The organism is Streptococcus sp. HMSC076H09 (genome assembly GCF_001811765.1).
Lineage (GTDB): Bacteria > Bacillota > Bacilli > Lactobacillales > Streptococcaceae > Streptococcus > Streptococcus agalactiae.
This window is the reverse complement of sequence record NZ_KV806601.1, coordinates 126,144-140,930: the sequence shown is the minus strand read 5'-3', so window position 1 is coordinate 140,930 and position 14,787 is coordinate 126,144. Positions and strand designations below refer to the sequence as shown.

14 protein-coding genes are annotated in these 14,787 nt (G+C 35.5%); 1 reads left to right on the top strand and 13 read right to left on the bottom strand.

Annotated features, from left to right (window positions below; genetic code table 11):
- Window positions 1-690: a response regulator gene (locus HMPREF2818_RS04370; protein WP_000382775.1), complete on the top strand. Its 690-nt coding sequence runs from the start codon at window positions 1-3 to the stop codon at window positions 688-690.
- A 12-nt stretch (window positions 691-702) separates the two neighbouring features.
- Here the strand turns inward: HMPREF2818_RS04370 and galE are convergent, their stop codons facing one another.
- The 13 genes from galE to HMPREF2818_RS04305 form a co-directional block, all read right to left on the bottom strand.
- Window positions 703-1,698: a UDP-glucose 4-epimerase GalE gene (gene galE, locus HMPREF2818_RS04365; RefSeq protein WP_000279626.1), complete on the bottom strand. Its 996-nt coding sequence runs from the start codon at window positions 1,696-1,698 to the stop codon at window positions 703-705.
- Window positions 1,699-1,785: 87 nt separating this feature from the next.
- Entirely contained in the window at window positions 1,786-3,393 is a 1,608-nt protein-coding gene (locus tag HMPREF2818_RS04360) for a glycoside hydrolase family 13 protein (protein WP_000716723.1), read from the bottom strand.
- 127 nt (window positions 3,394-3,520) lie between these two features.
- Complete coding sequence (locus tag HMPREF2818_RS04355; protein ID WP_000229966.1) at window positions 3,521-4,654, bottom strand: ABC transporter ATP-binding protein; 1,134 nt, start codon at window positions 4,652-4,654, stop codon at window positions 3,521-3,523.
- Between the two features lie 100 nt (window positions 4,655-4,754).
- Complete coding sequence (locus tag HMPREF2818_RS04350) at window positions 4,755-5,606, bottom strand: helix-turn-helix domain-containing protein (protein WP_000345946.1); 852 nt, start codon at window positions 5,604-5,606, stop codon at window positions 4,755-4,757.
- Window positions 5,607-5,700: 94 nt separating this feature from the next.
- Complete coding sequence (locus HMPREF2818_RS04345; RefSeq protein WP_001018631.1) at window positions 5,701-6,597, bottom strand: aldose 1-epimerase family protein; 897 nt, start codon at window positions 6,595-6,597, stop codon at window positions 5,701-5,703.
- Window positions 6,598-6,650: 53 nt separating this feature from the next.
- Window positions 6,651-7,628, bottom strand: a complete 978-nt coding sequence (gene lacD, locus HMPREF2818_RS04340) for a tagatose-bisphosphate aldolase (RefSeq protein ID WP_000524689.1) — start codon at window positions 7,626-7,628, stop codon at window positions 6,651-6,653.
- A 1-nt stretch (window position 7,629) separates the two neighbouring features.
- Entirely contained in the window at window positions 7,630-8,562 is a 933-nt protein-coding gene (locus HMPREF2818_RS04335; RefSeq protein ID WP_070508684.1) for a tagatose-6-phosphate kinase, read from the bottom strand.
- Window positions 8,563-8,572: 10 nt separating this feature from the next.
- Window positions 8,573-9,088 (bottom strand): galactose-6-phosphate isomerase subunit LacB, encoded by a 516-nt coding sequence (gene lacB / locus HMPREF2818_RS04330; protein ID WP_000686152.1) that lies wholly within the window; start codon window positions 9,086-9,088, stop codon window positions 8,573-8,575.
- A 20-nt stretch (window positions 9,089-9,108) separates the two neighbouring features.
- Window positions 9,109-9,534: a galactose-6-phosphate isomerase subunit LacA gene (gene lacA / locus HMPREF2818_RS04325; protein ID WP_000152527.1), complete on the bottom strand. Its 426-nt coding sequence runs from the start codon at window positions 9,532-9,534 to the stop codon at window positions 9,109-9,111.
- 247 nt (window positions 9,535-9,781) lie between these two features.
- Window positions 9,782-12,232 (bottom strand): sialidase family protein, encoded by a 2,451-nt coding sequence (locus HMPREF2818_RS04320; RefSeq protein ID WP_000176333.1) that lies wholly within the window; start codon window positions 12,230-12,232, stop codon window positions 9,782-9,784.
- A 238-nt stretch (window positions 12,233-12,470) separates the two neighbouring features.
- Entirely contained in the window at window positions 12,471-13,919 is a 1,449-nt protein-coding gene (locus tag HMPREF2818_RS04315) for a PTS transporter subunit IIC (RefSeq protein ID WP_001195834.1), read from the bottom strand.
- A 39-nt stretch (window positions 13,920-13,958) separates the two neighbouring features.
- Entirely contained in the window at window positions 13,959-14,264 is a 306-nt protein-coding gene (locus HMPREF2818_RS04310) for a PTS sugar transporter subunit IIB (RefSeq protein WP_000590543.1), read from the bottom strand.
- A 1-nt stretch (window position 14,265) separates the two neighbouring features.
- Window positions 14,266-14,739 carry a PTS sugar transporter subunit IIA gene (locus tag HMPREF2818_RS04305; RefSeq protein WP_000458431.1) on the bottom strand — a complete coding sequence of 158 codons (474 nt, stop codon included), beginning with the start codon at window positions 14,737-14,739 and terminating at the stop codon, window positions 14,266-14,268.
- Between the last annotated feature and the right edge of the window lie 48 nt (window positions 14,740-14,787).

Genomic DNA, 14,787 nt, shown 5'->3' with positions numbered 1-14,787 from the left:
ATGGACGTATTAATTATCGAAGATGATCCTATGGTGGAATTTATCCACCGCAATTACCTTGAAAAACTCAATTATTTTCAAAACATCTATTCAACTGCTAGTCAAACACAAGCTATTGCTTATCTTAATGACATTAAAATCCAACTTGTTCTTTTAGATATTCATATTAAAGAAGGCAATGGTCTAGAATTATTAAAGTTATTACGCAATCAACACCAAAATACCGAAGTCATTGTTATTTCAGCAGCCAACGAGGCGCACACTGTCAAAGAAGCATTTCATTTAGGTATTGTAGATTACCTGATAAAACCATTTACATTTGAACGCTTTGAGTCTAGTATTGAAAAATTCCTAAATCATTATCATACATTTGAAGCTGATAAAATCTATCAAGACAACATCGATCACTTTCAAAAAATAGATTCTGGATGGCTAGAGGGAGAGGTTAAACTTGATGAGAAAGGGCTCTCTGAAATTACCTATCAGCATATTCTTGATGCCATTCAAGAGTTAGAGCAGCCTTTCACTATCCAAGAGTTAGCAAAATGCAGTCAATTTTCTCATGTCTCTGTTAGGAAATATATTGCCTATATGGAAGAAAAAGGCCTTCTGACAAGTCAGCAAATTTATACTAAGGTCGGTCGTCCTTACAAAGTTTATAAGCTTATAAAAAAAAACTTAGGCCTGTAGACCTAAGTTTTTTTAATCTTCGTAGCCATTTGGATGACTAGAATGCCATGCCCATGCCGATGAAATAATTTTATCAATATTATCAAATTTAGGCTCCCACCCAAGGATTTGACGAGCTTTCTCTGAGGAAGCAATAAGCGTATCTGGATCTCCTGGACGACGAGCTGCCTTTTGAGCAGGAATTTCTTTCCCAGTAATACGACGAGCTGCCTCTAACATCTGAAGGTTAGAAAAACCTGTCGAAGATCCGAGATTAAACACGTTTGATTCATTCCCTTGGCGAAGGTAATCAACTGCTAATATATGAGCATCTGCCAAATCAAATGGATGCACATAATCTCGAACATTAGTTCCATCTGGAGTATTGTAATCATCTCCAAAAATCATTATTTTGTCACGTACTCCTTGAGCAACTTGAAGAATGATTGGTAACAAATGTGTTTCTGGTTTATGATCTTCCCCAATTGAGCCATCCGGTTTATCTCCAGCAACGTTGAAGTAACGTAGAGCGACAAACTTAATACCGTAGGCTTGATCAGCCCATTTCATAATTGTTTCCATCATAAGCTTACTTTCGCCATAAGGATTAATAGGATTTTGAGGAGCTGTTTCTAAAATAGGAACTTGTTCTGGAATACCATATGTTGCAGCTGTTGATGAAAAGACAATATTTTTGATATCACATTCATTCATTACTTCTAAAAGTTTTATCATTCCAGCAGTGTTATTATCAAAATATTTTAAAGGATTTTCCATTGACTCAGCAACTAGTGAAAATGCCGCAAAATGGATAACAGCATCTACATCAGGATTTTCCCTAAAAACTTGACGCATAAACGTTTTATCGGATAAATCTCCTTCATAAAAAATCGCATCTGAATGCACCGCTTGACGATGACCTGTTACCAAGTTATCAACAACAATAACTTTCTCTTTTCCTTGTGTGATTAACTGATCAACCATATGCGAGCCAATGTAGCCGGCGCCACCTAAAATCAGAACTGCCATATTTTTCTCCTATTTCAATACTCTTTTAACATCATTTGTTACCTCATTATACTGAGAATAAGCTTTTTTTGCAAATATCTACCGAAATTAGAATAGCTCTATGCAGAAGGCATCCCACGGCTTGAGAGTGTTACTTGATAGTACTTCTTGAACCTCTGTATTTGAAATAATAGTTTCTTTAACAGCTTCTGGAAATTCAAAAGATTGGTTTTGATCGGATAAGTTCGCAACTATTAAATAACGTTCTTTATCTGTTTGACGAACATAAGCAAATACCTTATCTGCTGTTTCCAAAAGTTTAAAATCAGCATCAACTAACCAGTCGTGTTCTTTACGTAAAGCAACTAATTTTTGATAAGTATAAAAAATACTTTCCGTATCATTTAACGCTGCCTCCACATTAATTTCCTGATAATTGGGATTGACTGCTAGCCATGGGGTACCTTTAGTAAAACCAGCTTGATGTTCTTGACTCCACTGCATTGGAGTACGAGCATTATCACGACCGACTTTACGAATACTATCTAAAATTGTTGCTTCAGATACCCCATTATCCATGGCTTCTTTAGCATAGTTAAGGGATTCAATATCATCTACATCTGCTAAACACTCAAATGGATAATTAGTCATACCAATTTCTTCACCTTGATAGATATAAGGCGTTCCACGCATCAAATGTAGTAGGATTGCTAGAGCCTTGGCAGATTGTTTTCTGTTATCACTATCATTTCCCCAGATCGAGAGCACTCGAGGAAGGTCATGATTATTCCAGAATAAAGAATTCCAACCTTGGCCAAGCTCCAATTGTGTTTGCCATTTTGTAAAAATATCTTTCAATGCTGGAACATCTAATCCGTCACTGTAATCCCACTTAGGAGCGTCAGGTTTATGTTGAAGACCTACATGTTCAAATTGAAAGACCATAGATAATTCTTCATTATCGGGATTTGAGTATTGTTTTGCAATGTCTGGCGTTGCTCCCCAAGTTTCACCCACCGTCAATAAGTCATGCTTTCCAAAACTAGCTCTGTTCATTTCTTTAAGATAATCATGAAGTTTTGGTCCATTACCAGTAATGCCCTTATCTGGAATTTTCCCAATTAAATCAATGACATCCATACGGAAACCACCAATACCCTTATCAATCCAGAAATTCATCATATCATAAATTTTATGACGTAAAGCTTCATTCTCCCAGTTGAGATCTGGCTGACGTTTGCTAAAAAGGTGCAAATAATATTGACCTGATACTTTATCATATTCCCAAGCTGAGCCACTAAAAATAGAAGTCAAATCGTTAGGTTCATCTCGCCAAATATAAAAATCACGTTCAGGACTATTAGGGTTTTCTCGCGCTTCTACGAACCAAGCATGTTCATCAGAGGTATGATTCACTACCAAATCCATGATGATTTTAATCCCGCGTTGATTTGCCTCTTGTAACAGTTGGTCCATATCATTCATATCACCAAAAATATCTGCAATGGCTTGATAATCTGAAATATCATAACCATTGTCATCCATTGGACTTTGATAAACAGGTGATAACCAGATAGCAGTAATCCCTAATTTTTCAAGGTAGTCTAGTTTGCTAGTAATCCCTTTAATGTCCCCCACACCATCACCATCTGAATCCATAAATGAACGTGGGTAAATTTGATAAATCGTAGCTTTATGCCACCAGTGTTTCTTCATTATTCTTCTCCTATCAATAATTCATTCATCTTTTATTTTAACGTTTTTCCTCTTTTAGTGCAAGCGTTTGCGTAAAAACATTATAAAAAGGCTGGAACCCAACCTTTTTATGAATATCGCTTATACCTTAACGAATAGCTTGTTCAGTATCTGCATCAAAGAAATGCCCCTTAGCAACATTAAACGTTAGGTTAACTTTTTCTCCTGGATTATGGAAGTCACGCGCTTCAACACGAGAAGCAAATTCTGTTTGACCTAACTTAACATAAAGCATAGTTTCGCTACCGAGTAATTCAGAAACTAAAACTTCTGCTTCAACATTGGCATTTGGATAAGTATCTTGGACAAGAAGATTGCTTGAAATGTCTTCTGGACGAATACCAAAAATCAATTCTTTTCCTTTATAGCCTCGTGATTCTAAAAGTTTTTCTTGACCTTCAGGGATAGCGATTCGAAGACCATCTTCACTAATAATCATACCATTTTCAACTTTAACTTTGAAGAAGTTCATAGATGGGCTACCAATGAATCCCGCAACAAATTTATTGGCAGGAAGATTATAGAGTTCTTGTGGTGAACCAACTTGCTCAATTTTACCAATTGTACCATCACCATCAGGGTTCTTAGTAGCTGACATAATGACAATACGGTCTGCCAAAGTCATCGCTTCTGTTTGGTCGTGGGTAACATAAATAGTTGTTGAACCAATACGTTGATGAATTTTTGCAATTTCAGCACGCATTGAAACACGTAATTTAGCATCTAAGTTAGATAAAGGCTCATCCATTAAGAACACTTTGGCATCACGCACAATAGCACGTCCCATAGCAACACGTTGGCGTTGTCCACCTGACAAATCCGCAGGTTTGCGCTCTAAGAATTCAGTAAGGCCAATATTAGCTGCTGCTTCACGAACGCGCTTATCAATTTCTTGTTTTGAGAATTTACGCAATTTGAGCCCAAAAGCCATATTATCGTAAACAGTCATATGTGGATAAAGAGCATAGTTTTGGAAAACCATAGCAATATCACGATCTTTAGGTGATTTGTCATTGACAACTTCGCCATCAATCTTGAGCTCACCTTCACTAATATCTTCAAGACCTGCGATCATACGAAGTGTTGTTGATTTCCCACAACCTGATGGTCCAACAAAAACAATAAATTCTTTGTCTTTAATATCCAAGTCAAAGTCTTCAACAGAATAATGCGATGCACTTGGATATTTTTTGTAAATATGATTTAAATTTAATTCTACCATTAGATTGACCTCTTTTATTATTGTGATTTTATTATAGCAAAGAAAGGGTTTTCATATAATGGTAACCTTGCCTAAATTTCTTGTGCAAACTAACTAAATTTTAGGTATCCATCGAAATCAAATAGGCATAGGCTAAATCATCTAATATTTTTAAATTAAGTCCCGAAGATTGGGTAAATTTATCTAATTTATATTGCAATGAATTCCGATGAATGAAAAGTGCCTTAGCCGTTTTAGCAAGATTTCCTTGCTCTTGCCACAGGGCTTTTATTATAGCCGAAGTATCACTCGTATCAAGGATATGTTGTAAACATTTTGCTTTAATAGAAGGCATGGGCGATTGATTTGCCAAAGCCCATAAAGCCATCTTTGGAAATCGACAGTAATGTTGTTCGGCCTTGTGACTAAGAAAAAGCGTAAAAAGTTTATATTCTTCTTCATATAATTCTTTCCAGTCCACTGCTTGTAGATGCGTCCAACTATTTCCAAAATAGCACCTTAAACGCGTGTTAAAGTCATTTTCAATCGTTGGTAAAATATCTGTTAGTAATTCCGTAGCATTAAAGAAATTATCCTGATTTAAAATCATGACACTTTGGGTTTGATTAATTGTCATAATTGTTTCTACGTTTATTACTAAAGGCGACAAGAAATCCTTAAGTTCTTCTGATAAGGTAAATTGATGCTCAATAAAAATAAATTGGACTGCCGAATGAGATTGGGGCAACCTTCCACGACCTTCAACTAGATAGCGGTACCAAGGATTCTGAGAATCCACTGAACTCGCATCTTCCAGGCTTGGTGTCATTTGTAATAAGTATAGTTCACGCTTAGTTAGCGAAGATTTTGGAAAGTGGAGGACATGACCATCTTGCTCAACGATGATATAATCCTCACTCTGTTTAACTTCCTGTTTAGTAATAACTTCTGGAAACAGTTCCTTAAAATCCATGGCATCCTCCACTACAGTTTTGTTCATTATATCATATTTATAACCTCTTTTTGAGCACAGAAAAAGAGGAGAATGTCTCCTCAGAAAATTTCTGTTATAAAATAGTGATCCGAATAGAATGCTGTTTCGACTGCTTTGGATTAAGCCGTACGATATTTTGTTTATCTTCTAAAATATCAGACTCTTCAATAGAAGTTGACAAAGAACTCCAGGGTTCCAAAGCCAAAAAAGGACCACCATTGTTACTTGTCCAAAGAATAAGATTCTCAAAATCATCAAAGTCAAGTTGGATTCCTTTTGCATGATTTCTAGATTTTAAGTAAACCGTCTTAGATCGTAGTTGGTCTAAAGTAATAGCATCTTTTTCAAATAAAGCATGATTAAGAGATAATTGTTTTTGATTTTCTAAAAAAGGATGTCTAGCTTGTAAATCTAACAAGCCTGTATCCGGAAACGACTCAGGAATTGTGCAAGTTTCAAACTGTTCAAACTCTAGATAGTAATCACTAAATACTTCCTTTTCAAACAAAGGGCAATTAAAGCCTGGGTGAGCTCCGATAGCATATGGCATATTTTTTTCTGATTCTAAGTTTTTGACAATATATGTAATGGCAATGCTTTTATTTCTTAAGGTGTAAGTTATTTCTAAACTAAAACGATAAGGATAATTTATCAACATTTCTTTACTACTTTTAATTGTAAAACGAACAGAAGAATCCGATATGTAATCATAGTCGAATGTTTTGTGACGTACAAAGCCATGCCTTGGTATGATACCCGTAAAATGTGGAGCTTGAGCTGGTCTGTAAATGACGCAATCATTTCGAACACTTCCGCATATAGGAAATAAAATAGGAGCTTGCCCACCCCAATAAGTGGCGTCCCCTTGCCAAAGGTACTCAACGCCTTGACTATCTGTAATAGAAGTCATTGTTGCACCTAACGCTTTTAATGTCACTTGCAACTCATGATTTTGTATCGTAATAGCCATTATTTTTCCTTTCATAAAGAACAATAATTGCTTTACCAGCTTTTCTCTAGCAATTATCTTTCCTTCCAAGAAGTTGCTGTTTTTTGCAAAATTTTATTTAGTTCATCAATATTTTGAAAACCTATTGTACGTAACCATTGACGTGCACCAGCTTCTCCTTTTTCAACATACTCTTTAACACTTCCAGCCCAAGTTGCTCTACCACAAAGGACACCGTTAAATTTAGCACCAGCTTCTTTAGCAAACACAAGAGTCTCTTGAAAAAGCTGAGCAGGAACTCCTGCACTCAAAAAAATGTAGGGGAGTAGTGTCGCCTGATCTTGTTCTCTAAAATATGCCGCAGCTGTCGCTTTATTATAAGCAGTCTCTCCTTGCGCAAAACCTTCTACATAGTCCATATTGACAGGCACTTCCACCTTCAAGACATCAATATTAAATCGAGGATTTGAAAAAACTTTCATAGCTTCAATAACCTTACGTGGCTTAATTTTGGCATACTCAATACCTGAGCTATCCGTAATCTTTTCATCATATGACAAAATTTCAAGGAAAAAAGGAATGTCTTCTGCAACACATTCAGAACCAATCCGTTCAATATAAGCTTCTTTTTCTTCGTTTACTTCATCCGAACTATCAACATCATAATAAAGTAAGAACTTAACTGCGTCTGCTCCCTCTTCTTTAATGCGTTTCGCAGACCAAATGTCTAAACAGTCTGGGAGTCGCTTGGTACTACTGGTATCATAACCCGTTTTTTCGTACGCAAGTAAAAGACCGGCATTGTCATCTAAAACTTTCGTAGCTGGCAACCCATATTCTGGATCTAACAACATTGATGAAGCGTAAGGGGTTAATTCTTCAGCTACCAAAACTTTAAGTGCTTCTATTTGAGAAACAGTGGGCTCCTCAGATTGATATTTTGCCATTAATCGCTTCAATGCTCCACGTTGGTCAAAAGCCAAGGCCGAAATAATACCATTTTTATCACTCAATTGTTCCATATGTTTTTGTTTTTGTTCTGTTAATCCCATCCTATACCTCTTTCACTTGGATTTGACTGATTAATTCTTGATAGTAGGTCAGATTGATATGCCCTGTTAATGTTTCTTGTGCATTAAGCATACCCAAGACATTAGCTCTCTTAAGCAAATTTGTATCATCTAGTTGATGTTCCAAAGCAGACGCGATTCCTGCAACCGTTGCATCCCCTGAACCAACTGGATTAATAACTTCTATTTTTGGAATCGTCACTTGATAGTAGTGATTCCCATGTTTAGCAAAAGCTCCCCTAGCACCTAAAGAAACAATAACCCAATCAATTCCTCTAAAAAGATCTTGCTGTAAGGTAGATTTTAATTCGTCTAAACTATAGCTAATTGGTTTTCCAATTAATTGTGTTAATTCTTCAAGGTTAGGTTTAATGACGGTCGGCTTAGCACTAGATTTTAAAACCGAACGTAATGCTTCTCCTGAACAGTCTAAAACAACTTTCTTATTAAAGTGATTCGCTAGGGAGATTAACCTAGCATAATAATCTGAGGGGAGTCCCTTTGGTAAACTTCCTGATACTGTTATGATAGTTGCAGCATCAAAGATAAGTTTTAGATGATTCAAAAAGGCGTCTGCTTCATCTTTAGTAATATGTGGACCTTTTTCTAGAATTTCAGTCTGCTGACCCTCATGTAAAATTGCAATACAATGACGTGTTTCTCCACCAATACTTAAAAATTGGTGTCTGATTTCCAATGCATCTAAGCCACTTCGGATGAAATCTCCAAAATCCCCCCCTAATAGACCAGTTGCCACTACATTATCGCCAAGTTGAGAAAGAACACGAGTCACATTTAACCCCTTACCCCCAGGTGTTTTGGAGACGTCGGTAACTCGATTTACAGTATCCATGTTAAAGTTTTCTAAGCAGTACGAAATATCAATAGAAGGGTTCAAAGTTACTGTTAAAATCATAGATATCTCCTTAGTCGTGATATTCACCACGATTCCATTTATCTAAGAACTCTGTGAAAAAGTCATTCTCTTCTTGATGGGCATTATGAGTCTCAACCTCGGCTATCTTTTCAATTAATACTTTGTTTTCTTTTGTTGGTTTATATTTAGCTCTTATAAACGCCTCGATGATATCTGTCATTAACAGCCCACCAGTAATTTTCCCACCAAATCCGATAACGTTAGCATTTAATTCTTCTTTAGCATAGATAGCTGATGTCAAATCACGTACCAGAGCTGAGCGAATTCCTGGAACTTTATTAACAGCATTATTAATACCAACTCCAGTTCCACAAATACATACACCTAAGTCGGCTTTTCCACTAGCGACAGCTTCTCCTACTTTCTTACCATAAATAGGATAGTGAGTACGGATATTATCATAAGTTCCACAATCAATAACCTCATACCCTTTTGTTTTTAAATAATCCACAACTGCAATTTTGTCATAAGTTACAATATGATCACAACCGACCGCAATTTTCATCTGCTTTACCTCTCTTACGCTTAGCACATTTTATTCAACATATCGACCCGAATTTGATGACGACCTGCATCGTAAGTCCCATCAACAAAACCCTCTACTATATGTTTAGCAACTCCTGGACCAACAATCTCTGAACCTAAAGTAATCATCCTAGCGTTATTATGAGCTCTAGTCATATAAGCTGAGCGTTCATCTGAAACTTCTGCTGCAATCATCCCCTTAACCTTAGTGGCTACCATAAAAGGACCAACACCGTAAGCATCAACCATTATTCCTAAGTTATCTTCTTTTTGATTCACTTTAGCAACGATTGCTAAGGTATTATCAACGAAATCTTTGCTAGTATCCGTTAAATCAATAATTTCCTTACCTAAACTTGTAAGGTGTTGTCTAATCACTTCCTTAAGTTCAACACCATGCGCATCCGCCCCAATAATAATTGTCATTTCTTTCTCCTTATTTCACTTTTAATACAATTGTATGTAGTTGGAAGATATTGTTTGTTTTTGTTTGTAATATCATCATATATCTTATTTTTGTTTTTGTCAATGTTTTGTTTTGTTTTTGTTTGAAATGAACAAAAAAAACTCCGTGATAACTATGTCAACTAAAATTCACTACTAGCTAGCTATCACGAAGTTTGATACTTCTTATTATTTTTATTTGTAGGAACGCTTATTCCGCAAGCCATAATCATAAATAAAATTTAAACAAAACATGCCAATTTGCTGCCATTTTCTCCCATAAAGTGCCTTGCTTCTCTGTATTTTGACTAAGAAAACTCCAATTAAAAACTTTGTAATTTAAAGTAAAACTATTTTGATGTTTTTCTCTATGTTCATAAAGGACACCAAATTTATCATTATTAAGTTGTTGAACAGAGTTGTAAGCAAACGAACCATCTTGAATGTGATGGTGATATAACCACTTAAAACTACCATTTCGATTAACTTGCGCTAGACGTGCATATCCATCTTGACGCTTCTTACCTGGCCCATTAGCATTCACTAATAAAATATACTCTTTTTTGTCATGCTCAAAGCGAATAGCTGATAATTGGACGTAAGCATCATGAACTTCCTTATATCGTTTAACATGGTTTTGCCAAGTCTCCCCGCCGTCTTTACTTGTGGCTACTTCTAGGTTACCAGTTAGATTCCTCATAAATAACTTAATGTCCCCATTTTTCAATTGAACGGGTACGGATTCTGTATTTTGTTCTTTTTTATTATCCATTGTTAAGGAGTGAATTTTTTCACCATTAGAAAGTATACGGTTATCATTGACTGCTTTTCCAGTATGCCACGTTTTTCCATGGTCGTCTGAATAAATTAGGCGTGAAGATTGTGAACCTCTTAGATGAGATTTCCAATTCGTAGAATAGGCAGGAATAATAATACGACCAGCGTGTGGCCCCCATTTTAAAACTATACCTTTTCCAGGTCCTATTCCTAAAAATTTCATGCCTTTCTGACGAAGACTTGCTGTTATATCTCTAGGTGATGACCATGTCCTACCATCATCATCGCTATATGACATCCACACATAGCTTGATTTTGCTAAACGAAATGGTGACGTTTTATGTTTTGTAAAATATATATTTCCAAGTAGCTGTTTTCCCTTATAAATATCCCCTAGATTTGAATGGTCACTTTTAGTAGTTTCTGTTATAACATGATAATCAGTCTTTTTCCCTTTAAAATTATATACAATACCTTTGTCACGGATAGTAAAAACCTTCGATTTCTTTCCATTATTATATAAATTAAGATAAGACTGTCCTCCGATTTGGGTATATTCTTTTTCAGGTGTGTTAGCAATACTAATAACGCCTCTTCCTTCTGGAAACATATCATATATTGAAAAAATACGTTTCGTCTTAGAGCTAGTATCTTGAACTAATGCCATATCCATATTAATAGGTGAGCCACTATAGTCACCACTAGTAACTAGCGGAACTCTAGGGTTATTACGGAGATTGACAATAGTTTCTCTTTTTCCCCAAGTGACACCATCATCCTCACTACGGCGAATAACCATTCCTATGTTTCCCCAATCACAAGCTTGCTCAATTCTTTCATCAGCTCCCACAAGTAAAGTTCCTTTTTCCGTTTTTAATAATGAGGGGATACGGTAACCAAACACATTATCTTTATTTTTTCTCCCAAAATCTCCTCCCCTATATACTTCTGTTTTAGCAGAAAGTATAGCACCTTTAGGTAATTTGAGCTGATGGTTTAGATGACAATAATATTGAAAATAAGATTTTATATCTTCAAAATTCAAATTATCAACACAGCAAACAAGGCAGTGTGCCTTAGCTTTTAATTTTTGCCATAAATTACCACTATATTTTATTTCCTTCTCTACTTTCTCTTTGCCAATAGCAAGCATCCCCTCTATAACAGACGATAACTTTCCATCCTTTTGAGAGAATGTTTTAGTAAGATGGTGTTCCTGTATCGCATTCTTTTTAAAGCCCAACGATATCTGACTAGCAATGTCCGTATTACCTATGACATTACTTGTCGATAAATCTCCCTTAGGAATGATATCCAAAGACCTCAACTTATCCCTTTCAAAACCTCTATCCTCTCTCGCTGTCTTTCTAAATTCATCGCTATTAAGTAATGCAACCGAATAACCCTTTGATTCTATCAGGAATCTCTGTTGTTCTGCAATGGAATGACTGCTTTCGGGTATAATATAGGTAGTTCTATTATTAGGTTGAGTTGCATTTAGTTCTGCTAAATTTGCCTGTTTACGATTTTCTTCTGTCGCTATTTCCGATTTTAGAGGAGGTGACAATTTTTCTTGACTGTCAGAATCACCTAAGACTATTACCATATCTTTATCTTTTTGATCATCTACTATTAAACTGTCCGATGTATCAGAATCTAATTCTAACTGCCTCTCCTCTATTGAATTAGTAAGCTTATCTAAAGTAGAGTCAAATATGGGAACAGTAGTTTTTTCATCATCTATTGATATAAAAGAGTTTATATCAGATTTTATTTCCTCACTATAAATTGTACTAGGATGCAAAAATCCACATAATAAGATAAAACCTAGCATCATATATGTACTAGTTATCACTCCTAGACGGCGTATCGTTATAGAAGGTTTCCCAAAGGTTAATGTCATAGAAACTCCAAGTCTTAAAATATTGGTTGCATACATCAACTCTAGAAAAATGGGAGTTCAGTAATGTTTCCAAAAAGGATTGTATACCAACTTATCACTATTTTCAATATATTTTTATAATTTTACTAGTTTTTTATTATTAAAATGAGCGAAAATTAATTATATATGTTATTTTTAAAATCTTTAATATATCAAAAACCTAGAAAATATAACATTCTCCTAGGTTTTTTTATTCTATTTATTTTTGATTAGCTGCATATTCTGCATTACGGCGTTTCATTTGTTTAGCATACCACATAAACAAACCAAGATAAGCTGTCGCAAAAATAATTAATGTTATAATCGCTGATAATTGACCTGTTGTCGCTTTACCAATAACGTAACCAAAGATTTTCTCCATAGGGCCTTCTAGTGTAGAGTGAGTGATAAGTGAACCTGCTCGCGCCCCAGCTGGGAATGCGCCTACCTTTTTAGCTAATTCAGTTGCAAATGGGGCAATCATTGTTCCTGATAAAAGAAATAGCGGTAATAGCAATGTTCCAAAGGTAATCATACGAATTAAACGGCCACGTGTAACAACCAGTAAAGCAGGGGTTACGCCCATTGCGATAATACCAGCAAGCGGTAGAATACCATTACCAACTTTAGAGAGTAAAATAGCTTCTACTAGCATAATCGGTGCAAGAATGTTAGCACATGCCCAAATCTCTGCACGTCCGGCAATAAATGGCCAGTCCAAACCAATATTGAAACGACGACCATGCATTTTACCATTAGCAAAATTAGTAATTCCTTGAGAAAGTGGTTCTACTGCAGCAATGAACCAAGAACCAATCAAAGAGAACAACTCTAAACAAGCACCTGCTGTAAAACCGAGAGAAAACCAGCCACCTAATGCTGCAAATGAGAACACGGGGTTGCCCATAATCCCTATGACAAGTCCTAAAATCATACCAATAAAGAACTTAGAGCCCCAGAATCCAATGGCTTTATTTAATTTAGCCGCGTCAAAGTCATATTTATCTAGCCCTGGAAAAACTTTATCAAAAAGCTTATCCAAAACCATAATAATGGGGTTCATCATATAATTCATATGCGTTGAAGTCATGGGAGAAGTTGGACCTGTCCCCAATAAATCATCAAAGGTAGGTTTCATCAAATCAGAATTGATAATTTTTAGAACACCAACGAAGATAATAGCTACAGTTGCAATAATGACAGATAAAAGTGTTGGTAGATTATTTTTTTTAGCATACCACATAATTAAAAGACCTGTGATAGATAAATGCCAAATATCAAAAATATCAACATCTAAGGTATCCGTTTTTTTCATAACAATCATAACAATATTGACAATAAGCATGATTAATAAGAAGTAAAGCGTATATGGTGATCCCCATGTAATAGTTGCTAATGGAGCCCAACCAACGTCAATAATGCTTAGATTGATTCCTGTATTTTTAACAAAAGCTTGAAGTGATTCAGAAAAAGCACCAGTTAAAATACCAATAATAGCACCAATACCCGTAAGAGCAATAGCTAACTTAATACCACCTTCAAGTGCTTTAGAAAACTTCACTCCAAATATCATGGCTAAACCTGTCATGACAATTAGCATCACAACTCCCGAACCCATATGGATAATTGGATCAAAGAATTTATTGACAATATTTAAAAATACCTGCATGTTCCTTCTCCTTTAAGACTAATTCCAATTTTAAATATGTTATGATAGATTGTGTTCTTTGATAACTTGTTCTAAAGCAGTAAAGACCGGTTCGCTCATAACTGGTATGCGATAAAGAATAGGTCCTGCTTCTACAACTGGAATTGGTACATTAAAACCTAAATCAGTTTTAGCAATAGGAGTAAAGATATCATATTTGTTGACCATTTCCTCAGTGATATCCTTAACCATAACAGCATCACAATGTACATTGTAACCTCTATCTCCTAATTGTGTCTCGATAGCATCTTTAATTTGATGACTTGAGTTTACGCCTGCACCACAAGCTGCTAATATTTTGATCATGTTAAAACACTCCTTTTTCTATTAAATAATGATTAATTTTTTCTTTATTGTCGCCAAGCTCATGTAGCCGATCTAGGTTTCCTTTTGTAATAAAGAAGGTAATCAAATTAGATAAAATATCACTTTGGTTACTATTCCTACTATTAATGATGAAGAAAAAATCCTGAACCCTACACTCCTCTTCTGGATTAATCATATGTTTGAAAGTAATTGGCTGACTATTTTTGACATAAAAGATTCTATCTACTAGACAATACTGCGTTTCAGTGTGTGGAATAGCAACATATTGAATAGGAGTCCCATCTTTTAAATCAATTTTTAACCCCGTTGGAAACTCTCTCTCCCTTTCTTTTACTGCCTGTCGGTAGTTAGGACTAACATAGTGTTGTTTTATCAATGCTTTTGATACTAAGTCAAATAATTCTTCCTGAGAATGGGCATCAATAAATAAAATATCTTGAGTCACAGCAAACACCTTTCTTCTTAGTTAAGCGGTTACATTTTTGTTGTAAGGCAAACAAGC